Origin of the sequence: Chryseobacterium sp. CY350, from assembly GCF_027945075.1 — a bacterium.
Taxonomy (GTDB): domain Bacteria; phylum Bacteroidota; class Bacteroidia; order Flavobacteriales; family Weeksellaceae; genus Chryseobacterium.
Genome location: NZ_CP116034.1, coordinates 3,294,720 through 3,320,113 on the forward strand (window position 1 = coordinate 3,294,720; position 25,394 = coordinate 3,320,113).

The following is a 25,394-nucleotide window of genomic DNA, read 5'->3' on the forward strand; positions in this document are numbered from 1 at the left end:
AAATAATTATTATTAAAACATAAAGATATTAAAAGTAATTGAAAAATTAAGGTGAACTTCACAGTCCTTTGCTAAAATATAATCAGGTTTCCAATATTTTGAAAACCTGATATAATTACTGAATTGAAATAAAAAAATATCTTACGTTCTTACCACATTTGTCGTTTTTTTGGTCATTAAAACTGCCCCGATTTCTGCTATTCCTACGATCACATGAGGCAAATAAACGTGGTCGCTGAAACCGAACAGCCAAGGAGAAACAATCAGCAATACTCCTGCCATGAAATCTATGATTAAATGGACATTGAAGGTTAGAATCCTTGCGATGGAATACTCATAATTTGTAACGAGGCTGTAAAGAATTGTAGATGCGCCGAGTGCAACCGGTACAATTGTGGCAGCCGTATTATCGGCAAATCCTAAAATCCATGGAGCTGCAATAAGCAATACCCCCACAAGATAATCTAAAATGGCATGTGCTTTTGATGAAATCATAACTAAAATTTTTATTGGTGTGTGAAATTTAGCACAAATTCTGTACCAGTGTAAAGGTTAAGTGATTGATTGTTAATTAAATATATTATTATTTTAATGATATTTCAATATATGAAATTTAACAGTTATGGTAGGTTTTGTTATAATATTCTAAATGATGTAATGTTTTTTATAAATTAGTTGTTATATTTAAATAAACTAAAAAAAATAATTCCATGCGATCTACTGCAATTTTACTTTTAACAGGATTGGTGGCTTTTTCTGCCTGCAACGAAAAAACCGAAAAATCAAAATGGCTTCCTGATGTCACGAATAAAGATCACGGACCTCTTAAACAAAAAGAATTTAGCGGAGATTTTGACGAAATTGAAGTTTCTCAGGCAATAGAAGCAGAAATTATAAAGTCTGATGTCGAAAAAGTAGTTATCTCTGCACCTGCCAATATTATAGACGAAGTTCTGGTAGAGAGAAGAGGCGGAAAAATACATATTCATTACAACACAGGATTTCGTGTGATGAATACCAATAATGTTACAGCCAAGATTTATGCTAAAGATTTTGTGAAAATTATCGCCAATTCTGCTGCAAGTATCAATGTGAAAGATAAATTTACGCAAGAAAAAACTGACGTTGAAGCTTCAAGCGCTGCAAGTATTACAGGAAATTTAGAAGCAAATGATCTTGAAATTTCTGTCGACAGCAGCAGTAGTTTTGACGGGAAAATCTGGGCTGTAGATCTGGATGTGGATGCATCTTCGGCAGCAAGTATTTCTATTTTTGGGAAATCTAAAAATGCAGAGATGAGTTCTTCCTCAGGAAGCAGTATCTACGGAAAAGATGTCCTGGTAGAAAACCTGAAAGCAGATGCTTCAAGTGGTGCAAGTTTAGAAGTTAGCGTAACTTCAGCTGTTGATGCAGAAGCTTCTTCGGGAGGAAGTGTTAATATCTACAAAAAAGGAAATGTCACTATCGTGAAAAAAGAAGAAAACAGTGGTGGAAGTGTAAATATTCAGTAAAATCAATCTTTATTTTCATCATCTTCTTCCTCGGCGGCTGATGAAGAGCCTTCCCAGTTTTTACCGTCAAAATTGAGATTATCATAAGCTAACAGCTCCTCCTCTCTTTGGAGGAGTTCTTTTGTAGTAAACAGGCGAATTTCGTCATCGTCATCAGATTTTGCCAGTTTCCTGATCGAAGCTTTATCAATCGCCATAAAACGCTGTCCCAGACGTCTGGCTGCATATTTTCGCATTCCGGTCTCGTGTAGAACATCAACAGCCATATCCACAGCGGTTCCTAGAGTTTCGCGGTAAATATTATCAATGCCGTTGTTTAGGTATGAGTAAGCATCGATTCTGTTCTTTGCACGTACAAATATTTTTACGTCAGGGTAATTTTCGCTTACCAATTCTGCAATAAATTTATTATCGCCGGAATTATCAAGACATAGAATTAAAATTTGTGCATCTTCAATTCCTGCCGCCCTTAAAACAGGAATTCTCGTAGCGTCACCATAGTAAACTTTAAAACCATAACCGCGCAGTAGCTTTACCCGATCAGAATCTCTGTCGAGAACTGTCGCTTTAATTTTATTTGCCTTCAGTAGACGCCCAACAGTACTTCCGAAATGCCCAAAGCCAACGATAATAATCTTTTTCTGAGCAATATTATTTTCGAGAATATTAAAATCACTTTGCTCTTCTGGGCTGTCCCCAAGAAATTTTGGAGTAATTAATTTATCATTAATAATTAAAAGAAACGGAGTAATACACATTGTGATTGCTGTAACCGCCATCATCTGAGCATTTAATTCGGCACCAAAAAGATATAAATCTGATCCGTAATTGATCAATACAAAGGCAAATTCGCCAACCTGCGAAAGAGCAAATGCATAGAACAAACGCTGTGGATTATCCATCTTGAAAAATTTTCCTATGGAAAAGAGAACGGCAAATTTCACTGCTAAAACGGTGAAAACAGTAGAAAAAATAAACAAAGGATCTGCTGCTATGACATTGAAATTCATTGTAGAACCCACGCTTACAAAGAAAACGGCTAAAAGTAGTCCTTTAAAAGGATCTATCTGTGCTTCGAGTTCGTGACGAAACTCGCTGTTGGCTAACATGACTCCTGCAAGAAATGCTCCCAATGCAGGGGAAAGTCCGATTGAAACCATTAATTCTGAAACTCCGATTACTAAGAAAAGGGATGATGCAGTAAGCAATTCGGTCATTCCGGCTTTTGAGACATACCTTAAAAAAGGTACAAATACATATCTTCCTAACAGAATTAAAATGACTACACCCATAATAACCGTTCCGGCCTGCAGCCAGTCGGGAAGTTTCTGAATTAAAACCTGAACTTCATTTTCGTTATGCGTTGCTTTAGAATGCGCCAGCAAAGGCAGAATGGCCAAAATAGGAATCACGGCAATATCCTGAAACAAAAGAGTAGAAAATGATGCTTCACCGGCAACCGTTTTGAAACTGTTTTTTTCCTGTAAAGTCTGTAAAACTATAGCCGTCGAAGAAAGCGCAAAACACATGGCAACGGCAATCGCTTTATCGACCTTCCATCCTACGGTAACGAAAATCAGAAATAATAAAGAAATGGTAAGAATCATCTGTGTTAATCCGAGGCCGAGAATTTTTTTTCTCATTTCCCAGAATTTTCTGGGTTCCAATTCTAAACCAACTAAAAACAAGAGCATAATAACTCCAAATTCGCTGGCGTGCATAATATCGTCTACGTCTTTTCCTGTGAGTTTCAGAACGTAGGGTCCGATGATAATTCCACCTAAAATATAACCAATAACCGAACTTAAACCCAATTTCCTGGCCAGCGGAACCATAATTATGGCAACGCCCAGAAAAAGCAGGGTATTCATAGCTAGAGTTGTTTCCATTATTGGTCTAAGAGTTTTGCAAATTTCTGTTTGTGTAAAATAATTTCTTTTTTTGAAAGTTTATTGGCTTCGTAAACGATGATTATGTCTTTGATATCTGCTTTAAAAACCTTTAATGAAACAATCAATCCACTAATCAATTCTTCAACAGTGTAATGATAGGTGCCTTCTCTGCTAAAGGATCTTTCTTTTCCGCCTGTGGTCACCACAATGTAAACTTCTTTCCCTTCTAAAGGATTTTCCTGATCTTCATCTAGCCAACTTCTGTCAAAAACTTCGTCAATCCAAAGTCTTAAAAGTGGAGGCATCCCAAACCAAATGATCGGGAACTGAAAGATAAAACGGTCGTAGTTTTTAAGTCGTTTCCGCTCGCGAAATGCAGCAATGTGAAAGTCAGGATATTCTTCGTAAAGATCGCGTAAGGTAAAATGCTGATGACGAACGTAGAAGTTAATCAACTCTACGTTTGAGTTTGAATGTTCCAGATACGGATGCGCAAAAACTACCAGCGTTTTCTTCATAGAACCTGTTTTTAGTAAATATAATGAAAAAATATTAATAAAAACCGTTTTTAAGCCGTTTTATTGACTTTTTGATATGGCGAAATGTGTTCACTGTTAGAAATTAAATAAAGAAATGTAAATGTTTAGAGTTTTAAATTTTATCAAAAAAAGTCGGTCTAAAAATGACCGACTGTGTATTTTTGTTTAAGTGAATTTAATGATTATATAAATTACGTCCAAAGAAAATATTTTGTTATCATTTGACGGAAACAATACTTAGCATTTAAATATAATTTTGGAGATTCCTCGGAATGACAACATTAAATAAAACTTAATTTTACCATCCTCCCGAAGCACCACCGCCTCCAAAACTTCCGCCTCCGCCGAAGCCACCAAAACCGCCGCCGCCTGAGCTTCCTCCACCGAATCCGCCGCCACCAAAACTTCCGGGAAAAGGAAAAAATCCACCGGGATAATTTCTTCGTCCTCTTCTGCTGAGTATAACGTCTCCGTCGTCATCGCCACCGCCTCTGTTTTTAAAAAGGAAGATAAGAATGATGAAAATGATAAATCCGATAAGGATGATTCTAGACATACTGATTTCTCCAGACTTCTTATGATTGGTCAAAGGTTTGAATTTCCCCTGTACCGCTTCCATAATGGCAGATGTCCCTCCGTTGATACCTTCGTACCACTTTCCCTGCTTAAATTTTGGAGTAACAATATAATCTAAAATCTGGCCGGCAACTGATGCAGTTAAGTACTGTTCCACCGCGCGTCCCTGCTGAATAGACATCGTTCTGTCTTGTGTGGCAATAAGGAAAACAACTCCGTTGTCTACATTTTTTTGTCCGATTCCCCATTTTTCACCAAACATTGTTGCGAGATAATTAATGTCTTCACCTTTTGTTGACGGAATGATAATGACTTCAATTTCCGTGGAAGTAGAATCTGCGAATTTGATGAGTTTTTGATTGAGTTCATTTTTTTCCTGACTGGTCAAAAGATTTCCTTCGTCATAGACAGGATATAATACCGCTGGCTTTTCCGGAATCGTGTATTGTGCCGATACAAAAGAGTAAAGGCAAATCAGTAAAAATGAAAACAGTGTTTTAAGAGAACGTAATCTCATTGGGTAGTTCGTTGTGGTTTTCTCCGGTGATGGGAAAATGTTTTTTGAGCTCGAGACCGGTTTCGAGAATAGCACTTTTTAAAGCTTTATAATAATTGCCTTTTGCAAATTCCGAAGTGATAAAATCATGAAGATGATCCCAGTACGACTGCTTTACTTTTGCATGAATTCCTGTGTCACCAACAATCGTCAGGTATTTTTTTTCAAAATTTATATGAAAGAGAACCGCATTTTTTTCCTTGGTTTTGTCTTTACACAATTCATTGAAAACTTCAAAAGCAGTTTCTGCATTGTTAACTTCTGTTGTAGAATCTATGTGTACCCGGATCTCTCCGGTAGAATGGTCTTCTGCCGACTGAATAGCTTCCACAAGGGAAGCTATTTGTTGATCTGTAAGAAAGTGACTCATTATTCTGTAAAAACTTCCGGTGCTTTTTCTGCTCCTGCAGCTGCCTTGAAGTATGGTTTTTCTTTGAAATTGGTAAAATTCGCGAGAATATTATTCGGGAATGTCTTGATTGAAGTATTGTAATCCTGAGCTGCTCCGTTATAATAAACAGTTTCTGTTCTTATACTGTTTTCGATCGCAGTGTATTCTCTCTGGAAGTTGATGTATTGCTGATCAGCTTTCAAATTCGGATAAGATTCTACAACTGCCATTAATCTGCTCAATGCTCCGGATAATTCTCCCTGTGCCGCCTGAAATTTAGCCAAATCGGCTTCGGTCATATTAGTAGGGTCGATATTGATTGATGTAGCTTTTGAACGTGCCTCCACAACTTTGGTTAAAGTTTCCTGCTCAAATTTAGAGTAAGATTTTACTGTTCTTTCCAGATTAGGAATCAGGTTAGCTCGTTTTTGGTAAACGGTTTCAACATTAGACCATTTTGTATTTACCGTTTGCTCTTTGGTGACGAAATCATTGTATCCGCTTTTTCCCCAAAAAAATAATACCGCAACGATAATTAAAAGAGCAATACCGATCGTTCCGGCGCTCAGGCAACCTTTGTTTTTCATATGTGAGTTTTAATTGTTTATTTTAATAATTGTTTAATAAGTTTATTTTAATTCTTAAAAGTTTTAAACCTATCATAAATATAAGATTTAAATTGTTTTTAAATTTCTTGTGCTACCCAAATATACAAATTATGTGCTAATTTTGCAGAAAATTAATTGAATGACAACAATAGTGGTCGCAATGGGCGAGAAAAACGAAATTGGTGCTGATAACCAATTGCTTTGGCATCTTCCAAAAGATTTAAAACATTTCAAAGATCTCACATCGGGACATCCCATTATTATGGGTAGGAAAACTTATGAGAGTATTGGGAAAGCACTGCCAAACCGTACCAATATTGTGATTTCGAGAAAGAAAAACTGGTTTGAAGAAGGTATTTTAATTGTCGGAAGCATCAAAGAAGCTGTAAAATTTGCAAAGAAAATTGATGAAAATATTTTCATCATCGGTGGCGGAAATATCTACGAACAGACAATGGAAATTACTGACCGATTAGAAGTTACTCTCGTGAAGGCTGAGTTGAAAGCCGATACTTTTTTCCCTAAAATCGATCCTAAAATCTGGAAGTTATCTGAAGAGGTTTTTCATGAAAAAGACGAAAAAAATCAGTACGATTTCTATTTTCAGACTTACGAAAAAATAAAGACGGAATAGTAGTGGTAATTCTGGCTTTCTACATCTAGCTTGTACGTCAAAATTCTTTATATTTGCACTTCGAAAATTTTAATAATGAATAAATACATAAAAATCGCAGCAGCAGCACTTCTGATTTTAGGAGGTCTGTATATGATGATTTTCACAAGAAACTTAGGATGGGGAATCGTAGTTTTCCTTTTATCTGCTCTACCGATTTTCTTATTCTTTAAAAATGAAAATATCCTTTTGGCATTCTGGCAATTAAGAAAACAGAATATGGTAAAAGCTTCAAAGTTTTTAAACAATATTAAAGATTATAAAACGGAACTTCATAAAACGCAATACGGTTATTACCATTACTTACAAGGTTTGGTTTTGGCCCAGGATCATCCTACGAAAGTTGAACCTTTAATGAAAAAAGCTTTGGAATATGGTTTAAATATGAAACATGACAGAGCGATGGCTACTTTAAATTTAGCTGCCGGAGCGATCTCCAAAGGTAGAAGACAGGAAGGGCAGAGACTTTTGGATGAAGCAAAAGCGCTTGATACAGCGGGAATGATGACCGATCAAATCAAAATGATGAAAGATCAGCTGAAAATGCCGACGATGCAGAAACATATTCACAATCCTCATATGAGAAACAGAGGGAAGTTTTAATAAAACAACTTATTTAATAATATAGAAATGCACCAATTTGTTTTGGTGCATTTTTTATGTTTTGTACTCAGTTTACATTTCCGAATTACTTTCATAGCCATAAAATTTCGGGATCTGCCAATGGTATTTCACTGCTAAAGTTCTCACGCTTACAATCATTAAAATAGTGAAGATCTGAATAAAAGTGTAAGAAAGATTGGTAAAATGAGTCAGTAACAAAAAAGTCGAACCGCCAATTATACAAGCACTTGCATAGATTTCTTTTCTGAAAATTAAAGGAATTCTATTGAGTAAAATATCCCTTATAATTCCACCAAAACATCCCGTAATAGTTCCCAAACCAATACAAATTAAAGGATGAATGTCAAGATGTAAACCTTTCTGAACACCAATAATCGTAAATAGTCCCAATCCGAAGCTGTCAAAAATAAATAAAGTGACTTTAAAATTTTTCTCAACAGATTTAAATACCATTGAGAAAACACTTGTTGCTATGATTAAACCACACGTCAAAAGATCATGCATCCAAAAAACCGGGATGTCTAAAAGCAAATCTCTCACCGTACCGCCACCAACGGAAGTTACAAAAGCAATAATTAAAACACCAAACGGATCAAGCCTTTTCTGCATCGCAGCAAAACTCCCCGACATCGCAAATGAGATCGTGCCAAGAATTTCTATAATAAGATTGAATTGTTCGTGCATATATTATTAGTGATGATAGATGATTTATAATTGATAAAAAGTTCAGGTTTATATCAATTATCATCGATCATTTATCAATTATTTTTCAACTCGCACGGCTTCGGGAACCAATAATTCATACTCTCCACCATGATTAATGATTTCTCTTACAATGCTGCTGCTGATAAACGATTTTCCTGATGAGGTCAATAAGAAAACGGTTTCGAGTTTTTTGTGGGCTAACGTTCTGTTGGTGTGTGCAATTGCTTTTTCAAATTCAAAATCTGCAGGATTTCGCAAGCCTCTTAAAATGAATTGAGCGTTTTTCTCAAAACAATAATCAACGGTTAAACCTTCAAAATAATCTACTTCAACATTCGGAAATTCTGCAACGGAGTTTTGTATAAATTCCATTCTTTTTTCGATTGGGAACATATATTTCTTCTGAGAATTTTGTCCGATGGCAATAATTACTTTGTCAAAAAGTGCCGCAGCTCTCTCAATAATATCGTAATGACCTAATGTTATCGGATCGAAAGACCCAGGAAAAACAGCAATTTTCATACGTAATTTAATTATAAGTTATAAGTTAGAAATCATGAATAATTGTACACTACAATCTAACTTCTAATATCTAGTTTTTCTTTTGTAAAGCTTTTTCAACTTCATTTCCGCAAAGATCTTTAATTGATATTCCGTAGATTTTTGCCTGTTGAGGAAGAATGCTTGCCGGTGAAAATCCAGGATTGGTATTCATTTCCAGCATATACGGAATTCCATCCATTAGAATAAATTCACTTCTTGAAAAACCACTCATTCCTAAAGAATCATAAGCTCTTTTTGCAATTTCCTCCACTCGTTTTGTGGTTTCAGTATCAATTCTCGCGGGAGTAATTTCTTCTGAAGCACCTTCATATTTCGCTTCGTAGTCAAAGAATTCATTGGTGGGAACGATCTCTGTAATTCCTAAAACGATGGTTTCTCCTTTGAAATCGATCACACCTACAGAAACTTCCATTCCGTCGAGGAAGCTTTCAATTAATATTTCATCATCTTCTTTAAAGGCAATCTCAGTCGCAGCAATCAGTTCGGAAGAATCTTTTACCTTAGAAATCCCTAATGAAGAGCCTGATTGATTGGGTTTTACAAAAACGGGAATTCCAAGGTTTTCGATGATTTCATCAACATTGATATCTTCTCCTTTTCTTAAATAAACACTTTTCGCTGAAGGAATTCCGTATTTTGATAAAACTGCCAAAGTATCTTTTTTATTAAACGTCAAAGCACTTTGGTAGAAATCGCATCCGGTATAGGCTTGTCCTATTGCGTCCCAATATGCCTGTAGAATACCGTTTTCGCCGGGAGTTCCGTGGATAATATTAAAGCAAACATCAAATTTTAAAGTTTCATTTGTATGTAAATTAACCGAAAAATCTCCTTTGTTTACAGGAAGTTTGTTTTCTTTTTCATCAAAAAAAAACCATTCATCTTTCAGAATAACGATTTTGTATACATTATATAGATCTCTGTCTAAAGAATCGTAGATCAACTGCCCACTTTTCATGGAAACTTTGTATTCTTCAGAATAGCCTCCCATCACCACGGCAACGTGTTTTTTGCTCATATCCGTTTAATCATTTAAGGCAAATTTAATGAAATTATATCACGCACGAATTGAATTCTGAAAAATTTGAAGCTAAATGGTAATTCTGTAAAAAAAAAGTACATTCAAAAATTATTAGCTATCTTTGCCGTTATAATTCAAGTATTTTTAAGTATGCTTAAATCACTTTTCAATTGGAAAGTTTTAGTTAATTTATTAGTAGCGATCGCAGTTTTCGTGGGGTTAGTCTGGCTTACATTTCGTTGGCTGGAGTATCATACAAACCACGGACAAGAGATTCCTGTTCCTAATGTTGTTAATAAATCTGTACATGACGCTGTCAAAATATTGGAAGACACAGGTCTCGATTACGAAGTAGACAGTGCAACCTATAACCCTAAATACAGACCTTTTCAGGTTTTAAAGATGTTTCCTGCGCCAGGATCACGTGTGAAAGACGGCAGAGCGATTACTTTAAAAGTGAACCCGCGAAGCTGGGCTCCTGTTGCGGTGCCTGATGTCATTAATAAGTATTCTGGTCTTGCCTTTCAGAGATTAGATCAGGTAGGACTTAAAGTGGGAGATACCATCTTCGAACCGAGTATTCAGAAGGATGCAGTTCTGAGAATTTTATTTAAAGGAAATTCATTGAAACCTGGAACGAAAATTCCTAGATTCTCTGTGATTGACGTTGTCGTAGGCTCCGGACCGATGAGAAATATCACCATACCAAATGTGGTGGGACTTACGGTAAAAGAAGCAAAAGCGTACATCGCGAGAAATCTTTTTGAAGTCGGTATTGTAGACCATGAAGACGGAGGAAATGATGATTCAGATATAGTTTATTATCAGGATCCTGCTGCAGGTGACGCCCGAGATCAGGGTATGCAAATAGATCTTTGGGCCAGCAAGAAGACTCCTGCTGAGCTTAGAAGCAAAATCGATCAGCTAAATTCTATGTATCGAATGAGAGTTGATACTACATTGCCACCGATAAGATATGAGGAAGTTCCTAACTTTGAGGATGATCCTGTAAATGATGCTCCGCCACCGCCGGTTACTCCAAAACCCGTTACCCCGAAGCCTACAGTGTCAGCAAATCCTAAACCTGTAAATAATACGAAGACATCGGAAACGAAGCCTAAAAGTACAACCGGAGATGCAGTGAAATCATCAACGGTACCTGCAACGGAAAAACCAAAAGCAAAGAAAGCTATTATCAGTTAGTAAATAACTTAATTATAAAATTCGGGCTTCAACTTTAATTATGTTGGAGCCTTTTATGTAAAAAGAATATAATGACAGAAGATAACGAAGATTATTTAGACGAAGAATTATTAGATTCTAATAATATTGATATTGATGAGGAAAATAAAGGTCTGTATGAACACGTGAATATCACAGTTGATGGTAAACAGGAACCTTTACGCATTGATAAATTTCTTTTAAATTTCCGTCAGAATTCTTCAAGAAACAAAATTTCGCAGACTTGTAGAGCCGGAAACGTTGTAGTAAACGGTAATCCTGTAAAACAAAATTACCGTGTAAAACCGGGCGATCAGATTTCGTTACTTCTTGCACATCCACCAAGGTTAAATGTAATAATTCCGCAGGATATACCAATCAATATCGTGTACGAAGATGACGATTTGGTTGTGGTAGATAAAGAACCGGGAATGGTTGTGCATCCGGGATTTGGAAACTGGGATGGCACTTTAGTTAATGCTTTAGCTTTCCACTTTGATAAGAAGGGAGAAAAGTCGGATCTGGACAGAGTAGGATTGGTTCACAGAATCGATAAAGATACATCAGGACTTTTAGTGATTGCGAAAAATGAATATGCCCTGAGTTTTCTGGCAAAGCAGTTTTTTGAACGAAAAACCAAAAGAATGTACTGGGCATTTGTCTGGGGTAATGTGAAGGACGATGCAGGTACTATTACAGGTCATATAGGAAGGCATCCCAAAAACCGAATGCAGATGTATACATATGTAGACGGAAGTGCCGGGAAGCATGCTGTTACCCATTACAAAGTTCTGGAAAGATTTAAATATATGACTTGGGTAGAATGTAAATTGGAAACCGGAAGAACGCATCAGATCAGAGCGCACTTCAAACATATAGGCCATACTTTGTTTAATGATGAGCGATATGAAGGAAATATCGCGCTTCGTGGAGTTAATATGCCTAAGTACAAGCAGTTTATAAAAAATGTATTCGAAATTCTTCCAAGACATGCACTTCATGCACACACCTTGGGATTTATACACCCCACAACTAAAAAGGAATTGTATTTTGAAAGCCCAATGCCCCAAGATATGGCGGATGCCGTAAAAAAATGGAGAAATTATTTAGAAAACTAAAAATATATTGAGAATTTTTTTATATTTGTTGAATTGAAATCAAGATTTGTTATGAGAAAACTATATGCTATCGTATGTTTAGCTCTTTTGTCGAATGCATACAAAGCACAAGAATCATTACCATACTATCAGCAATATCTTTTGGATGGTGAATTCCTGTTCAACCCTGCACAATACGGTAAAACGGACTACGTACAACTCAATCTAAACTATCAACAACAATTTTCGAAATTTAGCGAATCTCCAAACGTTCAGTCGGTAGGGATCAACGCGAATATTTTTGACAGAGTGGGAGCGGGTATTTCCGTTTTTAGAGATAGCAACGGTCCTATTTCTGCAGGTGGTATCACCGCAGGTGCCTCTTACTTCATTCCTTTGAGCAGTGAAGGAGACAGAAAAGATCAGTTTTCTTTTGGTACGAGTGTTAATTTTTACAATATGAATTTTGATTATTCTAAAATTAATACAGAAGACGGTTACGATCCTTTATTGCAAGGAAATGAAAGTAATATCTTTATGGCGTACGCAAACTTCGGTTTGGCAGCTACTTACAAAGGGTTATTCGGAGGAGTTTCTGTGAACGATATTGCATTGAGTAATGACGAATCTATCGTTAACAACTACGAACCATCGCCTATCAAATTCTTCTTAAACTTAGGATATGACTGGAAGATTGCAGATAACATCGCCATTACACCTTCAGCTTTAATCAACTTAAATACCAATTCTACGAGAATGATGGATTTAAACTTGATGGCTACATTCTCAAACGATATCAATGCATTCTCTTTCGGAGTAAGCTACAGAGGTGTTCAAAACAGATTTGATAACCAACAGCTGAGTATTTCTCCAATTGTAAAAGTAAGATTCAACAAATTTATGGTGGGAGCTACTTATAACCTCGGAATGTCTGACATTCAGGAATATGGTGGTAACAGCTTTATGTTGGGAATCGGGTATAACTTTGATAACTTTATTAATCATAGAGGATTTAGATATTAATATGATTTAATTTAAATAAATTTGAGCTCTGAATTTTCAGAGCTTTTTTTATGATTTACATTCACATACCGTTCTGCAAACAGAAATGCAGCTATTGCAATTTTCATTTTTCTACGTCTTTAAATTTTAAAGATGAAATGATTACTGCAATTAAAAAAGAAATATTTCTTCGCAAAGATGAACTTCACAACAAAAATTTAAATTCGCTTTACTTTGGTGGCGGAACTCCTTCCATCCTTTCCGGAGACGAAATCAAGTCTATGATTGACGAGGTTTTAAAATATTTTAACTTTAATTCTGATATTGAAATTACTTTAGAAGCAAATCCTGACGATTTAGACAAGAATTTTTTGAAGCAACTTTCAGATTCTCCGATCAATCGATTATCAATAGGAACGCAAAGTTTTTTTGATGAAGATTTGAGATTGATGAATCGTGCTCATAATGCTTCGGATGCTGAAGGTTCCATTAAAAGAGCTCAGGATTTTGGCTTTGAAAATTTAAGTATTGACCTTATTTATGGCTCACCAACGTCAAATTTAGAAATCTGGAAACAAAATTTAAACAAAACTATAGCACTTGAAGTTCCGCATATTTCGTCTTATGCTTTGACGGTAGAGCCAAAAACGGTTCTGGAAAAATGGATCGCCAACGGAAAAGTTTCATATCCGAAAGAAGATGAGCAAAATAGAGAATTTTATTATATGATTGATTTTCTGAAAGATCATGATTTTGAGCATTATGAAATTTCAAATTTTGCCAAAAAAGGCTTTCATTCAAGACATAATTCTGCGTATTGGAAGTATAATGAATATTTAGGAATTGGTCCTTCCGCACATTCTTACAACGGATTTGATCAAAGAAGCTGGAATGTTACCAATAATCAGCAGTATATTAAAAAATTGAATTCGAATCTTTTAGCTAAAGAGACCGAAATTCTCTCCTCTAAAGATCAGTTTAACGAAATGATCATGATCGGATTGAGAACAATCTGGGGTGTAGATCTTCAAAGTTTAAAAAATAAATTTAAAGAAGAAACTTTAGATCAATTTCACAAAGAGATTCAACAAAAATTGGCTGACGGAATTTTAATCAAAGAAAGTAATCACCTCAAAATCCCTGAGAAACATTGGTTTATGGCAGACGGAATTGCTTCAGATCTTTTTCAGGTTTAAAGTCATTAATGTATATTTGAAATTAAATATAATAACCAATGAAGAAAAATTTATTACTGTTTTTATTATTTCTTGGAGTTTTACATTATTCTCAAAAACCCATATTTGTTAAAGCAAAAGTTAATGCTGTGAATGTCTACAGAAGTTCTGCGGAGCTTCAAAATTCTGCAAATTTTTCTATCCCTTCCGGAGCTTCAGAAATAGTTGTTACAAATATTTCTGACGAAATTTTCGAGAAGTCTTTACAGGTAAGCGTTAATAATAAAAATGTTAGTATTCTGTCTGTTCAATTTACAGATGATTATAGCTCTGAATATGATATGGATAATACAAATCCACGTATCAAAAAAGTCACTGACAGCATTACGCTGCTTGAAGATCTTGTTTATAAAGCAAGTATGGAGCTTGAAGCTAACAACAAAACGCTCGAACTTTTAGATAAAAATCAAACTGTTTTAGTTGGAAGTAATACATCAAGTGTAGCTCAACTGATGCAACTTGCAGATTATTATAAAAGCAAAAGGTTGGAAATCAGTACAGCAATATCTCAAATCACTAAAAAGAATACAGACTTGCAGAGAAAACTGAACCGGTTGAGAAGCAGTCTGAAAATCAATTCTGAAATGGAAGAAGCATCTTCGGACGGAGTTTTAATTTTAAAAGTAATGAGCTCGGCAGCTGCAAATGTGAAAGCGGATATTAGTTATTTGGCAGAAAATGCATCCTGGGAACCTTTCTATGAAGTAAGAGGAAATAAACTTTCTGATCCTTTGGATGTTTTGTTTAAAGCTAAAGTCAGACAAGATACAGGTCTTGATTGGAAAGGCGTAAAACTATCTTTAATCAATGGAAGATCAAGCAGAAATAGTACTGCACCAGTCTTAAACCCGTGGTTTTTAAATTCTTATAAAGCTGAAGATCAAGTATCAGTCAGAGGATACAGCACTCAAAGTGATTCTACAAAAACTAAAGAGATAGAAGAAGTTGTGGTGGTGGGATATGGATTTAAATCTGTTGAAAATCAGTTTAACATCAGCTTTGATGTTGAGGTCCCTTATGATATTCTCTCGAATGATCAGGAAAATTTTATTAATTTGAAACAGGAAAAAATTCCCGCAGTTTATAAATATTTTGTTGCGCCAAAATATAGTAAAGATGCTTTCTTAATTGCTAAAATTAAAGATTTTAATAAATATAATCTGATTTCGGCTACGGCAAATATTGTTTTTGAAAATATGTATATTGGCGAAACCACAATTAAACCCAATCAGACAACAGGTGAATTGAGCATTACACTTGGGGATGATAAGAAAATCAGTGTCAGAAAAGAGATGATTGATGATAAATCAAGTGTGAAAATGTTTTCATCTTATCAGGAAAAGACCTTTACATACGATATTGTGGTAAGGAATAATAAAAAAGAGGCTATTGAGATAGAAATAAAAGATCAGTTTCCTCTTAGTAAAGATGAGTCGGTTAAAATAGAATTATTACAAACCGATAATGCAGAACAAGACAAAGAAAAAGGATATTTAACTTGGTATGTAAAAATTTCACCGTCAGAGACAAAAAAAATCAGAGTAAGTTATAAAGTGAGATATCCGAAAGATTTTTCAATTAGTAATCTTAATTAATTACGATTCTATTCACTATTTTTGCATAAAATTTCATTCGTTTGAAAACTAAAAAACAGGATTATTCGCATCTTTCGCCAAAACAGCCTATCGGTATTTTTGATAGCGGAGTAGGAGGTTTGACGGTAGCTAAAGAAATTAAAAGACTTCTTCCTAATGAAGATCTTATTTATTTCGGCGATACAAAACATCTTCCTTATGGCGAAAAATCTAAAGAGGCGATTATAGGATATTCTACGAAAATAACCAATTTCCTGCTAGAACAGAACTGCAAAGCGATTGTAATTGCTTGTAATACGGCAACAGCAAATGCTTTGAATGACGTAATGGAAGCTGTCTCCGGCAAAGTTCCTGTAATTGATGTGATTAATCCGGTGGCCGAAAAGGTTTCTTACGAGATTCATACCAACGTGGGAGTGATTGCGACGAAAGCAACAGTAAATTCCGGTTTATATAAGAAAAGCATTCGTAAGCATAATAAATTTATCAAAGTTGATGAATTGGCGACTCCGTTGCTGGTTCCTGCGATTGAGGAAGGTTTTAAAAATCACCCGATTACCCATTCGATCATTTATAATTATCTGAGTAATGCTAAATTAAAAAATATCGAAACGCTGATTCTAGGATGTACCCATTATCCGCTGTTGATTGATGAAATCAAGCAATATTACGGAAATAGAGTGCGTGTAATAGATTCACCCAATATTGTTGCCAATCATCTTAACATTATTTTAGATAAATATAATTTGTTAAATCAGAATAATCCGAAACCAAAATACCAGTTTTATCTTTCTGATATCACGAAAAACTTCGAAAAAATCTCAAAAAAATTCTTCGGAAAAACAATCGATCTAGAATTGAAAGTTTTATAAATGAAAAAAGACTCAGAAATGAGTCTTTATCTTTGTATTTATTCTGTGTCTAAATTTGTTTCAGTCTCTTCTTCCTCATTTGGTCTAAAAAAACTGAAGCTTACATTTCCGTATCTCCTCGTGTCGACAAAATTAGGATGATCAAATTTTAATCTGCTTTGATGTTCAATCACCAAAGTGCCATTCGGTTTCAGATATTTATTATTTAAGACCAAAGAAATCAGTTCGTAATATTTTTTCTCTTCCAGTTCGAAAGGAGCATCAGAAAATACGATTTCGTATGATTTTTTGTTTCTGAATTTTTTAAGCCAATCAAAAACATCGCCTCGCTGCACGCTTACATTTAAACTAAAACCCAATTCTGAAGCTGTAGAATTTAAAAAAGAAGTATGTTTCGGGTTCAATTCTACTGAAGTGAGATCTTTGCAACCTCTCGAAGCAAACTCGAAAGTGATAGATCCGATGCCCGCAAAAAGATCGAGAACAGAGATCGACTGCATGTCGTAGGTGTTCTCAAGAATACTAAATAATGCTTCTTTAGCAAAATCAGTGGTCGGTCTTACATCAAAATTTTTTGGAGCTGCTATTTTTTTGGCTTTCCACTTGCCGGCAATTATTCTGTACATTTTTTTTTAATTTGAGATGATAGGCGGAAGATCGCAGTTAGAAATTAAATCCTAAAAGCTTCCTACAACCTAGTTGAGGATGAAATTCTTATTCGGAATGTTATCAAAAACGATCTTTATATTTTTTACAAACTTCTGAAGTTCTGAAATAAAGGTTTCGTTTTCTGTTGTTTCGCCGTACACAAAAAAGTTCGTATCGCTGATTCCAAAACCGATTTTACTTAACGTAAACATTACAAAATATAAGAAATCAACTTCCGAATTCACATCCAGATTATTGTATAAAATCACTTTCTTGTTATCAATGGCAAAAAACTCGCACTGATTATGATAAAGGTTGATATGAATTTCCTTTTTGTTCTTATTTTGAATAGAGTTTAAAAACTTTTCTCCCGAGAAATTAAATCTCACAGGAATCGAAAGTTCTTTTATTTTACGGTAAAAATCTTTCGGAAAAGTATAGTAGAACTGTACGTTAAATTTTTTGTTCACAGAAAGCATAAGTTCCTCATTATCTTTGTCAACAGGCGCGTTGAAAGAGATGAGATCATAACCTGCATCATGTTCAGAAAAGCCTTCAGGCATTAATGTAAAGTGATTTAAAGCTGAGATCACAGCAATTTCATCAAATCTCTGTTTCAATAAAACTTCTTCAAGCTTTTGAGCAATATAATCTTTAGGAGATTCTTCATCAACCAGATAAGATTTCTCTTCCAAAACATTTTTATTCTTGGAAATCTGATAGATCAGACCGTCTTTCGTGAAAAGTAAATTTAGTACGTTCATATGACAATTATTGCAAATTTAGTGAAATTCTACCATTACCGCACCCGATTGGTGATGAAGTATTTCTTTGTTATAAAAATCTAGTCCGGTCTGGCTCTCTAACACGTCCCATACTATTTTCTGAAGAACACCGTCACCAATTCCGTGTACGATTTCAAGCCTTTTCAGGTGATTTTTTCTGCAGAAATTTATGGTCTGAATCAATTTTTCTTTCTGAATAAACAGTCTTTCGAAACTAGCGTAGTCATTCGGGTTTTTAACTAAAAGATGAAAATGCAGGTCAAGAATTAAAGGATTTTTATCATGCTTTTTAGAAGTCACTTTTTTCGGCTCTGCTTTTTGTACAACCTTTATGTTTTCGTAGATCGAAGCATTTTTCGGAACCAGCTTTTCTTTTTGATATTGATAAGTAAAACCATATTCGTCTTTGAAAACTACGATATTTCCGTTTACCGAAGTAATTACTCCGCTCAAATCTTCATCTACCACCGAAATTTTATCGCCAATTTTCATATATTTTCTTTTGTCATTTTGAGGAATAGCCTATCATCGATTTCGGGAAAGCAATCTTTTTGTTAACTAAAGTCTATTTTAAAACATTAAAAACTGCTCAAGAAGTTAGACTACATTAAGAAAATCAAATAGATTCAAAAAAAGTATTCTGCTTAAAGCGAAGCTAAATCTAATATTCTCAACTCCTTAATAAATCTTACTGGTTAAATTTAAAGCTTCTCGTTTTTAGTAAATTAACCTTTCGCTCCCAATTCAATAATTTCCAAATCCTTAATTTCCGTATCATCAATTACGAACCGCATCATCGTTCTCATTTTATGCCAACCTTGTTTTCCGCAAGCTCCAGGATTTAAATGTAAAAAATTATTTTTCTGATCAAACATCGCTTTTAAAATATGAGAATGTCCCGAAATAAATAACTTCGGAGCTTTTTCAGAAATTTCTTTTTGCGCCAAAGGAGTATATTTTCCGGGATATCCGCCGATGTGAATCATTAAAACTTCTACATTTTCGCAAAGAAAACGAGTCACTTCAGGAAATTCAGAACGAATTTTTGCACCGTCAATATTACCATAAACACCTTTTAATGGTTTGATTTTTTCAAGCTGTTCAATGATTTCAAAACTTCCAAAATCTCCGCAATGCCAAATTTCATCAGCTTGTTTGGCATAATCTAAAATTCTATCATCAATATAAGAATGTGAATCGGAGAGGAGGAGGATTTTGGTCATTATTAAATGCGAATTTCTTTAAGACGCAAATTTACTCAATAATCCCGAATTGATTAACTTTGAAAAAATTTAAAAATGAAGCAAAAGCTATCTCTATTCTTTATTCTTGTGTCTTTTATCGCATTTTCTCAGGTCGAAGAAAAGAAATTAGATGAACTAATCAAAAGTACCTTAAAAACTTTCGATGTTCCCGGAATGTCTGTCGGAGTCATCAAAGACGGAAAAATAATTTATTCAAAAGGTTTCGGTGTTCGCTCTCTGACGACAAAACAACCGATGGATGATACAACTTTGGTTGGTATTGCTTCAAATTCGAAAGCATTTACCTGTACCGCTTTGGCAATTTTGGCAGACGAAGGAAAACTGAATTGGGATGATAAGGTCTCAAAATATATTCCTGAATTTCAAATGTATGACCCTTATGTTTCTCAAAATGTTACGATTAAAGATTTGGTGACTCACAGAGCAGGATTAGGTTTGGGACAGGGTGATTTGATGTTCTTTCCTGAAGGAGGAAATCTTACTGTGAACGACATTGTTCATAATGTTAGATATCTAAAACCCGAAAATCCTTTCAGAACGACTTTAGATTATAACAATATCATGTTCATCGTAGCGGGAGAAGTGATTCACAGAGTTTCAGGATTGAATTGGGCTGAATTTATCGAGCAGAGAATTATGAAACCTGTAGGAATGAATTCAAGCTTCGGAAGCTACAATAGAGCAAAAGGTGTTACCAATAAGATTGATGCTCATGCTCCTGTTGACGGAAAAGCAATCGCCGTTCCTCACGACTGGAACGAAACAGGAAATGCAGCCGGAGGAATCATGAGTAATATCAAAGATATGACGGCTTGGGCAGAATTTCTGTTGAATGGTTTTACAACAAAAGAAGGTAAGAAATTGGTTTCAGATAAACATATTCAACAGCTTTGGAATTTGCAGATTGCAAGTCCGGTTGCGATGAAAAATCCTTATGATACTGGTTTTTATGGTTATGGATTGGGTTGGTTTTTGAGCGATGTGAAAGGTCATAAGCAAATTCAGCATACTGGTGGTTTAATCGGAACGGTGACTCAATTTACTTTGATTCCTGATATGAAATTGGGAATTGTTGTTTTAACTAATCAACAGTCTGGTGCGGCTTTCAACACGATTACGAATACTTTGAAGGACTCTTATTTAGGAATTGCCGACAGGAATTGGCTGAAAACCTACGGTGACAGAATGTTGAAAGCCAATGCGGAATACGAAAAACAAAAGAAAGATGCCTTTGCCAAATCTGATGCCTTCAAAAAAGAAAAAAATATTCAGCCGAAACCAGAACAATTTGTCGGGAAGTACAATGATGTCTGGTTTGGTGATGTAGAAATTGCTCAGCAAGGAAATACTTATAAAATTTCATGCAAAAACTCTCCGAGATTAAAAGGTGAATTACTTCCGTATTCAAATAATTCTTTTATCATCAAATGGGATGATAGAAGCTATGATGCTGATGCTTATATTATTTTCAATTATGATGAAAACGGAAAAGCAGAATCTGCGAAGATGAAAGCAATTTCTGATATTACAGATTTTAGTTTTGACTTTGATGATCTGGATTTAAGAAGGAAATAATTTGACAAACATATAGTCACTTGTATCAATAGAAACGGGCTTTAGCCCGTTTTCTTTTTAAAAACAATCGGCTGGCTTTAGCCAAAATTTAAAATCGATAATTATCTCATATTTGTTTACTAAATCTTATTTGGTTCATAATAAAACAAAAACTTTTTCTTCGAACCATCAAATTCAGACCACGAATTGCAATCGATTTCAAAGCCTGCGACACCGCACGTTGAGAAATGAAAGATGGTGTCTGTGATATAATTTGCAAAATTTGAAATTCCGTTGTTGTGAGAAAACAAGGCTACAGAGTTGATGTTGTCATCCAAATCGTAAATAACAGAATTGAAATTATTTTCCGAAGGATTATACAACTTATCATTAGTAGAAAGATCCAGACGATAGGTTTGGTTAAAAATTTTGCACGTACTGAGAGCTCTTACCGCAGGGCTAGACACAAATTGGTCAATCAAAACATTTTGACTTTTCAGAAATTTCGACATTTTCAAGGCATCTTGTAACCCTTTGTCTGCCAGTGGTCTATCAAAATCTTCCATTTCTTCCGGCCAGTCGCTTTTTGCATGTCTTACTAAGATAAGATTCTTCATAGTTTAAGTTTAGATAAATAAAATTATAAAAAAAAAAGTTGTGTTGATACATCATTTTAGAAAAAAAACTGCGTTATGGATAAAATCATTAAAATTTCTTAAATTTGCAGACTTATGGGACAAATCCTTGCGATAGACTACGGAAAGGCTCGCTGTGGCCTTGCAGTAACCGATGATATGAGGATTATTGCAAGTGCACTGCAGACTGTTGAAACCAAGTTTTTAATGGAATTTCTGAAGAAATATTTCAATGAAAACAAAGTTGAGGACATTGTTGTAGGTCTTCCGACAGATTTGAAGGGAAATCTTTCTGAAGTAGAAACTGATATTTTGAAATTTATTGACAATTTTAAAATAGAATTTCCCGATATTATCGTTCATCGTTTAGATGAAAGATTTACTTCAAAAATGGCATCGTTTTTTATCTCCCAAAGTGGGAAAAGTAAAAAGCAGAGACAGGAGAAAGGATTAATAGATAAAGTGAGCGCAACTATCATATTGCAGAATTTTTTAGAACAAAGAACAAGATGATTTTACCGATTAGAGCCTTTGGAGATCCTGTTTTGAGAAAAGTAGGAAAAGATATAGATAAAGATTATCCTGGTTTGCAGGAACTCATCGACAATATGTTTGATACGATGAATAGTGCCAATGGTATTGGTCTTGCAGCACCACAGATTGGTTTAGACATCCGTCTGTTTATTGTAGATGTGAGTCCTTTGGCAGAAGATGAAGATTATGAAGATATTGCTGATGATCTGAAAGACTTTAAAAAAGTATTCATTAATGCTCAGATACTTGAAGAATCTGGCGAAGAGTGGAAATTTAATGAAGGCTGTCTTTCGATTCCCGATGTACGAGAAGATGTGAAAAGAAAAAGTACGATCGTTATAGAATATTATGACGAAAATTTTGTTAAGCATAAAGAAACTTTTTCCGATATTAGAGCCCGCGTAATTCAGCATGAGTATGACCATATTGAAGGCACGCTTTTTACCGATCATTTAAGCTCGTTAAAGAAAAAACTGGTAAAAGGTAAATTGGTAAAAATCTCTCAGGGTGATGTATCGATCAACTATAAAATGAGATTTCCGAAATAATTAAATAAAAAATAAATAATAATAAACTGCGGTTTGTCTTAAACAGATTGCTAAAATTTTAAAAAAATAAGATTATGCTGTTAGAAAAAATAATTTCGATTTCTGGTAAACCAGGTCTTTACAAATTAGTTTCGCAATTGAAAAACGGATTTATTATTGAAGACGTTACAACAAAAAAGAAAGTAAGCATTGGTAATTCAAGCCAGGTGAGCTTATTAGATAATATCGCCATGTTCACATTCGATAAAGAAGTTCCTTTGTTCGAAGTTTTTGAAAATATTGCTAAAAACTACGAGTACAAAGAAACTATTTCTCACAAATCTACTGAAGAAGAATTGAAAGAGTTTATGGGAGCATCTCTTCCAAACTACGATACAGAAAGAGTTTATTTTTCTGATATTAAAAAGTTGGCTCAATGGTATAATATTCTTCACAAAGCTGGCTATATTACGCCGGAAAGCTTCGTAAAAGCTGAGCCGGAAACTGTAGAAGGAGAAAGTGCTGAAGGTGAAATCACTGCTGACAAAGCAGCTCCTAAAAAAGCAGCTCCGAAAGCTGACAAACCTGCAACTCCAAAAGTGAAAGCAAGTTCTGGAGCAAAAGCAGCTACTAAAAGTACACACAGAAAAATGGGATAATTTAGTTTATCTGGATTTATACAAAACCTTATCAGCAATGATGAGGTTTTTTTGTTTTTGGGCTAAAAAATTTGACTTAGGAAAATGGAGCGTTAGGAAATCGAAGATTCGACGAAGTCAAAATTAAAAGTTAATCCGATAAGAAATTACCACTGTTTGAAGCGCGACAATGGTTTTGAACTAAAAAACAAATTTAGAACTCGCTCAAGTTTTGGGAATTTTAGGATTTACTTTTAATTTTTAGAGGAAGTTTCCAAATCTTGAACTTTTGGTTCTTTGTTTGACTTCGTCGAATCTTTGATTTCAAGACAAAAGAACTAATAAAGATTTACTTAAATTTGTACCACTTTTTAATTCTCAATTATGAATACCAGACAGGAAAAACTTGAAGCTTTTGGAAGACTTTTGGATATTATGGATGATCTTCGTGAAAAATGTCCGTGGGATCAAAAACAGACGCTTCAGACACTTCGTCATCTGACGTTGGAAGAATCTTACGAACTTTCTGATGCACTTTTGCAGGAAGATTTAATGGAGATTAAAAAAGAACTTGGAGACGTACTTCTACATCTGGTTTTTTATGCTAAAATAGGCTCAGAAAAAGAAAGTTTTGACATTGCTGATGTTATCAATTCTTTAAACGAAAAGTTGATTTTCCGTCATCCTCATATTTATGGTGATGTCGAAGTGAAGGATGAAGAAGAAGTAAAACAAAATTGGGAAAAGCTGAAACTGAAAGAAGGTAATAAATCTATTTTGGGTGGAGTTCCAAAAGGATTACCAAGTATGGTGAAAGCTTACAGAATTCAGGATAAAGTAAAAGGAATTGGTTTTGAATTTCACGATGCTGAAGATGCCTGGAAGAAAGTAGACGAAGAGATTCAGGAATTTCATGAGGAAACCGATTTGGATAAAAAAGAACTTGAATTGGGAGATGTATTTTTCTCATTAATCAATTACGCCAGAATTTCAGGTTTAAATCCGGATTCGGCATTGGAAAGAACCAATCTGAAATTCATTTCGAGATTTCAGAAAATGGAAAATTTAGCCAAAGAAAATAATTCAAAACTTGAAAATATGACTTTGGAAGAGATGGATGTTCTGTGGGAAAAAGCGAAACTTTTAAATAAAAACTAAAATGAGAATGAATATATTTTGTACAGTATCTGCTATTTTATTAATGAGCTGTAACCCAAAAAATCAAAAAGAAAAAGTGGAGAATGATTCATTAAAAATAGAATTTTCTCTTCCAAAAAAACTGAAAGAGGTTTCAGGAATTGCACTTTCGCAAGACCAGAAAACTATTTGGGCAATTGAAGATGCAGGAAATAAAAATGTGGTTTACGGATTGAACCGACAAGGTGAACTGACTACAGACGTTTTGGTGGAAAACGTAGATAACAACGACTGGGAAGATATTACAAAAGATGCAGCCGGAAATATCTACATTGGAGATTTCGGGAATAATGAAAATGACAGACAGAATCTTTCCATCTTAAAGTTAGATTTAAAAAGTGAATCTCAGAAATCTACAAAGGTCATTCAGATGACGAAATTTCATTACGAAGGGCAAACTGAGTTTCCTCCAAAAAAATCAAATTTACTCTATGATTGTGAAGCTTTTGTAGAGAAAGACGGCAATTTTTATCTTTTCACAAAAAACAGAAGCAAAGGTTTTGACGGAACTTTCCTAGTCTTCCAGATTCCGAATAAAGAAGGAGATTTTGAAGCTAAATTGGTTGGTAAATTAAAATTAGAAGGTGGTTATAATGATGCAGCAATTACTTCAGCAACGATCAATTCAAAAAATCAGATTGTTCTTTTGAATCATAAAAAAATTAATTTGCTTTCAGGATTTACAGCGAATGATTTTAGTTCAGCCAAAATTCAAAAAATATCATTGAATCACAATTCGCAAAAGGAAGCGGTCGTTTTTGTTGATGATAAAACCTTGTTGATTGCTGATGAAAAGGATAAACAAACTGGAGGAAATGTGTATCAGTTTTCTTTAAAATAAACATCTAGTTTGTCCATTCCGGAGGAATCTCAGCAATTCATTCAAATGTTGTAAAGATTCTTTCAGAATGACAAACTTTGTTTTATAA

Annotated in this window: 29 protein-coding genes; 15 read left to right on the forward strand and 14 right to left on the reverse strand. The window is 34.7% G+C overall.

The window, feature by feature from the left end:
• Positions 1–141: 141 nt before the first annotated feature.
• Positions 142–495, reverse strand: coding sequence for an SPW repeat protein (locus tag PGH12_RS15385; protein ID WP_420710286.1), 354 nt, complete (start codon positions 493–495; stop codon positions 142–144).
• Positions 496–710: 215 nt separating this feature from the next.
• On the opposite strand from PGH12_RS15385, the gene PGH12_RS15390 reads away from it, so the two are divergent.
• Positions 711–1,511, forward strand: a complete 801-nt coding sequence (locus PGH12_RS15390; protein ID WP_267598336.1) for a head GIN domain-containing protein — start codon at positions 711–713, stop codon at positions 1,509–1,511.
• 2 nt (positions 1,512–1,513) lie between these two features.
• Here the strand turns inward: PGH12_RS15390 and PGH12_RS15395 are convergent, their stop codons facing one another.
• From PGH12_RS15395 to PGH12_RS15415, 5 genes are all read right to left on the reverse strand, one after another.
• Positions 1,514–3,400: a monovalent cation:proton antiporter-2 (CPA2) family protein gene (locus PGH12_RS15395; RefSeq protein WP_267598337.1), complete on the reverse strand. Its 1,887-nt coding sequence runs from the start codon at positions 3,398–3,400 to the stop codon at positions 1,514–1,516.
• Positions 3,400–3,921, reverse strand: a complete 522-nt coding sequence (locus PGH12_RS15400) for an NAD(P)H-dependent oxidoreductase (RefSeq protein ID WP_267598338.1) — start codon at positions 3,919–3,921, stop codon at positions 3,400–3,402. Before PGH12_RS15400 ends, PGH12_RS15395 begins: the two co-directional genes overlap by 1 nt.
• Positions 3,922–4,240: 319 nt before the next feature.
• Positions 4,241–5,035, reverse strand: coding sequence for a TPM domain-containing protein (locus tag PGH12_RS15405; protein WP_267598339.1), 795 nt, complete (start codon positions 5,033–5,035; stop codon positions 4,241–4,243).
• Positions 5,016–5,444, reverse strand: a complete 429-nt coding sequence (locus PGH12_RS15410) for a TPM domain-containing protein (RefSeq protein ID WP_416258856.1) — start codon at positions 5,442–5,444, stop codon at positions 5,016–5,018. Before PGH12_RS15410 ends, PGH12_RS15405 begins: the two co-directional genes overlap by 20 nt.
• On the reverse strand, positions 5,444–6,052 hold the full coding sequence (locus PGH12_RS15415) for a LemA family protein (protein ID WP_267598340.1): 609 nt from the start codon (positions 6,050–6,052) through the stop codon (positions 5,444–5,446). Before PGH12_RS15415 ends, PGH12_RS15410 begins: the two co-directional genes overlap by 1 nt.
• 160 nt (positions 6,053–6,212) lie before the next feature.
• On the opposite strand from PGH12_RS15415, the gene PGH12_RS15420 reads away from it, so the two are divergent.
• Complete coding sequence (locus PGH12_RS15420; protein WP_267598341.1) at positions 6,213–6,707, forward strand: dihydrofolate reductase; 495 nt, start codon at positions 6,213–6,215, stop codon at positions 6,705–6,707.
• A 75-nt stretch (positions 6,708–6,782) separates the two neighbouring features.
• Positions 6,783–7,349, forward strand: coding sequence for a DUF2892 domain-containing protein (locus PGH12_RS15425; RefSeq protein ID WP_267598342.1), 567 nt, complete (start codon positions 6,783–6,785; stop codon positions 7,347–7,349).
• Between the two features lie 72 nt (positions 7,350–7,421).
• Here PGH12_RS15425 and PGH12_RS15430 read toward each other — a convergent pair whose 3' ends face one another.
• The 3 genes from PGH12_RS15430 to PGH12_RS15440 form a co-directional block, all read right to left on the reverse strand.
• Complete coding sequence (locus tag PGH12_RS15430; RefSeq protein WP_267598343.1) at positions 7,422–8,054, reverse strand: trimeric intracellular cation channel family protein; 633 nt, start codon at positions 8,052–8,054, stop codon at positions 7,422–7,424.
• 78 nt (positions 8,055–8,132) lie between these two features.
• The gene (gene coaD / locus PGH12_RS15435; protein WP_076557705.1) at positions 8,133–8,597 is read right to left on the reverse strand and encodes a pantetheine-phosphate adenylyltransferase; all 465 of its coding nucleotides are present in this window, start codon (positions 8,595–8,597) and stop codon (positions 8,133–8,135) included.
• 70 nt (positions 8,598–8,667) lie between these two features.
• Positions 8,668–9,657 (reverse strand): D-alanine--D-alanine ligase, encoded by a 990-nt coding sequence (locus tag PGH12_RS15440; protein WP_267598344.1) that lies wholly within the window; start codon positions 9,655–9,657, stop codon positions 8,668–8,670.
• 153 nt (positions 9,658–9,810) lie between these two features.
• On the opposite strand from PGH12_RS15440, the gene PGH12_RS15445 reads away from it, so the two are divergent.
• From PGH12_RS15445 to murI, 6 genes are all read left to right on the forward strand, one after another.
• Positions 9,811–10,863, forward strand: coding sequence for a PASTA domain-containing protein (locus PGH12_RS15445; protein ID WP_267598345.1), 1,053 nt, complete (start codon positions 9,811–9,813; stop codon positions 10,861–10,863).
• Between the two features lie 71 nt (positions 10,864–10,934).
• On the forward strand, positions 10,935–11,999 hold the full coding sequence (locus PGH12_RS15450; protein WP_267598346.1) for an RluA family pseudouridine synthase: 1,065 nt from the start codon (positions 10,935–10,937) through the stop codon (positions 11,997–11,999).
• Positions 12,000–12,050: 51 nt separating this feature from the next.
• Complete coding sequence (locus PGH12_RS15455) at positions 12,051–13,001, forward strand: PorP/SprF family type IX secretion system membrane protein (protein ID WP_267598347.1); 951 nt, start codon at positions 12,051–12,053, stop codon at positions 12,999–13,001.
• A 50-nt stretch (positions 13,002–13,051) separates the two neighbouring features.
• The gene (gene hemW, locus PGH12_RS15460; RefSeq protein ID WP_267598348.1) at positions 13,052–14,176 is read left to right on the forward strand and encodes a radical SAM family heme chaperone HemW; all 1,125 of its coding nucleotides are present in this window, start codon (positions 13,052–13,054) and stop codon (positions 14,174–14,176) included.
• Between the two features lie 38 nt (positions 14,177–14,214).
• On the forward strand, positions 14,215–15,810 hold the full coding sequence (locus tag PGH12_RS15465) for a DUF4139 domain-containing protein (RefSeq protein ID WP_267598349.1): 1,596 nt from the start codon (positions 14,215–14,217) through the stop codon (positions 15,808–15,810).
• Between the two features lie 41 nt (positions 15,811–15,851).
• Complete coding sequence (gene murI, locus PGH12_RS15470) at positions 15,852–16,682, forward strand: glutamate racemase (protein ID WP_267598350.1); 831 nt, start codon at positions 15,852–15,854, stop codon at positions 16,680–16,682.
• A 38-nt stretch (positions 16,683–16,720) separates the two neighbouring features.
• On the opposite strand, the gene PGH12_RS15475 is transcribed toward murI, so the two are convergent.
• The 4 genes from PGH12_RS15475 to PGH12_RS15490 all read right to left on the reverse strand — a co-directional run bounded on the left by PGH12_RS15475 (position 16,721) and on the right by PGH12_RS15490 (position 19,338).
• The gene (locus PGH12_RS15475; RefSeq protein ID WP_267598351.1) at positions 16,721–17,308 is read right to left on the reverse strand and encodes an RsmD family RNA methyltransferase; all 588 of its coding nucleotides are present in this window, start codon (positions 17,306–17,308) and stop codon (positions 16,721–16,723) included.
• 69 nt (positions 17,309–17,377) lie between these two features.
• Complete coding sequence (locus PGH12_RS15480) at positions 17,378–18,094, reverse strand: DUF3822 family protein (RefSeq protein ID WP_267598352.1); 717 nt, start codon at positions 18,092–18,094, stop codon at positions 17,378–17,380.
• A gap of 18 nt (positions 18,095–18,112) precedes the next feature.
• Positions 18,113–18,607 (reverse strand): DUF8465 domain-containing protein, encoded by a 495-nt coding sequence (locus PGH12_RS15485; protein WP_267598353.1) that lies wholly within the window; start codon positions 18,605–18,607, stop codon positions 18,113–18,115.
• A gap of 233 nt (positions 18,608–18,840) precedes the next feature.
• A complete protein-coding gene (locus PGH12_RS15490) occupies positions 18,841–19,338 on the reverse strand; it encodes a metallophosphoesterase family protein (RefSeq protein ID WP_267598354.1) in 498 nt (165 codons plus the stop codon).
• A gap of 75 nt (positions 19,339–19,413) precedes the next feature.
• Here PGH12_RS15490 and PGH12_RS15495 point away from each other — a divergent pair, with 75 nt between their 5' ends.
• Entirely contained in the window at positions 19,414–20,955 is a 1,542-nt protein-coding gene (locus PGH12_RS15495) for a serine hydrolase (protein ID WP_267598355.1), read from the forward strand.
• A gap of 119 nt (positions 20,956–21,074) precedes the next feature.
• Here the strand turns inward: PGH12_RS15495 and PGH12_RS15500 are convergent, their stop codons facing one another.
• Positions 21,075–21,551, reverse strand: coding sequence for a SixA phosphatase family protein (locus tag PGH12_RS15500; RefSeq protein WP_267598356.1), 477 nt, complete (start codon positions 21,549–21,551; stop codon positions 21,075–21,077).
• Positions 21,552–21,665: 114 nt separating this feature from the next.
• Here PGH12_RS15500 and ruvX point away from each other — a divergent pair, with 114 nt between their 5' ends.
• The 5 genes from ruvX (at position 21,666) to PGH12_RS15525 (ending at position 25,306) form a co-directional block, all read left to right on the forward strand.
• Complete coding sequence (gene ruvX / locus PGH12_RS15505; protein WP_267598357.1) at positions 21,666–22,082, forward strand: Holliday junction resolvase RuvX; 417 nt, start codon at positions 21,666–21,668, stop codon at positions 22,080–22,082.
• Positions 22,079–22,651, forward strand: a complete 573-nt coding sequence (def, locus tag PGH12_RS15510) for a peptide deformylase (RefSeq protein ID WP_267598358.1) — start codon at positions 22,079–22,081, stop codon at positions 22,649–22,651. The genes ruvX and def overlap by 4 nt, the downstream gene beginning before the upstream one ends.
• Before the next feature lie 74 nt (positions 22,652–22,725).
• Positions 22,726–23,289, forward strand: coding sequence for a DUF5606 family protein (locus PGH12_RS15515; RefSeq protein ID WP_267598359.1), 564 nt, complete (start codon positions 22,726–22,728; stop codon positions 23,287–23,289).
• 363 nt (positions 23,290–23,652) lie between these two features.
• A complete protein-coding gene (mazG, locus tag PGH12_RS15520) occupies positions 23,653–24,426 on the forward strand; it encodes a nucleoside triphosphate pyrophosphohydrolase (RefSeq protein WP_267598360.1) in 774 nt (257 codons plus the stop codon).
• Between the two features lie 7 nt (positions 24,427–24,433).
• Entirely contained in the window at positions 24,434–25,306 is an 873-nt protein-coding gene (locus PGH12_RS15525) for a hypothetical protein (protein WP_267598361.1), read from the forward strand.
• Positions 25,307–25,394: the final 88 nt, after the last annotated feature.

Bases quoted from the DNA above. Each gene is read 5' to 3' on its own strand.
- PGH12_RS15400 (WP_267598338.1), bottom strand. From the start codon at position 3,921: ATGAAGAAAACGCTGGTAGTTTTTGCGCATCCGTATCTGGAACATTCA.
- mazG (WP_267598360.1), top strand. From the start codon at position 23,653: ATGAATACCAGACAGGAAAAACTTGAAGCTTTTGGAAGACTTTTGGAT.
- PGH12_RS15515 (WP_267598359.1), top strand. From the start codon at position 22,726: ATGCTGTTAGAAAAAATAATTTCGATTTCTGGTAAACCAGGTCTTTAC.
- PGH12_RS15410 (WP_416258856.1), bottom strand. From the start codon at position 5,444: ATGAGTCACTTTCTTACAGATCAACAAATAGCTTCCCTTGTGGAAGCT.
- ruvX (WP_267598357.1), top strand. From the start codon at position 21,666: ATGGGACAAATCCTTGCGATAGACTACGGAAAGGCTCGCTGTGGCCTT.
- def (WP_267598358.1), top strand. From the start codon at position 22,079: ATGATTTTACCGATTAGAGCCTTTGGAGATCCTGTTTTGAGAAAAGTA.
- PGH12_RS15395 (WP_267598337.1), bottom strand. From the start codon at position 3,400: ATGGAAACAACTCTAGCTATGAATACCCTGCTTTTTCTGGGCGTTGCC.
- PGH12_RS15455 (WP_267598347.1), top strand. From the start codon at position 12,051: ATGAGAAAACTATATGCTATCGTATGTTTAGCTCTTTTGTCGAATGCA.
- PGH12_RS15495 (WP_267598355.1), top strand. From the start codon at position 19,414: ATGAAGCAAAAGCTATCTCTATTCTTTATTCTTGTGTCTTTTATCGCA.
- PGH12_RS15425 (WP_267598342.1), top strand. From the start codon at position 6,783: ATGAATAAATACATAAAAATCGCAGCAGCAGCACTTCTGATTTTAGGA.
- PGH12_RS15440 (WP_267598344.1), bottom strand. From the start codon at position 9,657: ATGAGCAAAAAACACGTTGCCGTGGTGATGGGAGGCTATTCTGAAGAA.
- PGH12_RS15490 (WP_267598354.1), bottom strand. From the start codon at position 19,338: ATGACCAAAATCCTCCTCCTCTCCGATTCACATTCTTATATTGATGAT.
- PGH12_RS15390 (WP_267598336.1), top strand. From the start codon at position 711: ATGCGATCTACTGCAATTTTACTTTTAACAGGATTGGTGGCTTTTTCT.
- coaD (WP_076557705.1), bottom strand. From the start codon at position 8,597: ATGAAAATTGCTGTTTTTCCTGGGTCTTTCGATCCGATAACATTAGGT.
- hemW (WP_267598348.1), top strand. From the start codon at position 13,052: ATGATTTACATTCACATACCGTTCTGCAAACAGAAATGCAGCTATTGC.
- PGH12_RS15445 (WP_267598345.1), top strand. From the start codon at position 9,811: ATGCTTAAATCACTTTTCAATTGGAAAGTTTTAGTTAATTTATTAGTA.
- PGH12_RS15385 (WP_420710286.1), bottom strand. From the start codon at position 495: ATGATTTCATCAAAAGCACATGCCATTTTAGATTATCTTGTGGGGGTA.
- PGH12_RS15415 (WP_267598340.1), bottom strand. From the start codon at position 6,052: ATGAAAAACAAAGGTTGCCTGAGCGCCGGAACGATCGGTATTGCTCTT.
- PGH12_RS15450 (WP_267598346.1), top strand. From the start codon at position 10,935: ATGACAGAAGATAACGAAGATTATTTAGACGAAGAATTATTAGATTCT.
- PGH12_RS15500 (WP_267598356.1), bottom strand. From the start codon at position 21,551: ATGAAGAATCTTATCTTAGTAAGACATGCAAAAAGCGACTGGCCGGAA.
- PGH12_RS15525 (WP_267598361.1), top strand. From the start codon at position 24,434: ATGAATATATTTTGTACAGTATCTGCTATTTTATTAATGAGCTGTAAC.
- PGH12_RS15430 (WP_267598343.1), bottom strand. From the start codon at position 8,054: ATGCACGAACAATTCAATCTTATTATAGAAATTCTTGGCACGATCTCA.
- PGH12_RS15485 (WP_267598353.1), bottom strand. From the start codon at position 18,607: ATGAAAATTGGCGATAAAATTTCGGTGGTAGATGAAGATTTGAGCGGA.
- PGH12_RS15420 (WP_267598341.1), top strand. From the start codon at position 6,213: ATGACAACAATAGTGGTCGCAATGGGCGAGAAAAACGAAATTGGTGCT.
- PGH12_RS15465 (WP_267598349.1), top strand. From the start codon at position 14,215: ATGAAGAAAAATTTATTACTGTTTTTATTATTTCTTGGAGTTTTACAT.
- PGH12_RS15475 (WP_267598351.1), bottom strand. From the start codon at position 17,308: ATGTACAGAATAATTGCCGGCAAGTGGAAAGCCAAAAAAATAGCAGCT.
- PGH12_RS15480 (WP_267598352.1), bottom strand. From the start codon at position 18,094: ATGAACGTACTAAATTTACTTTTCACGAAAGACGGTCTGATCTATCAG.
- PGH12_RS15405 (WP_267598339.1), bottom strand. From the start codon at position 5,035: ATGAGATTACGTTCTCTTAAAACACTGTTTTCATTTTTACTGATTTGC.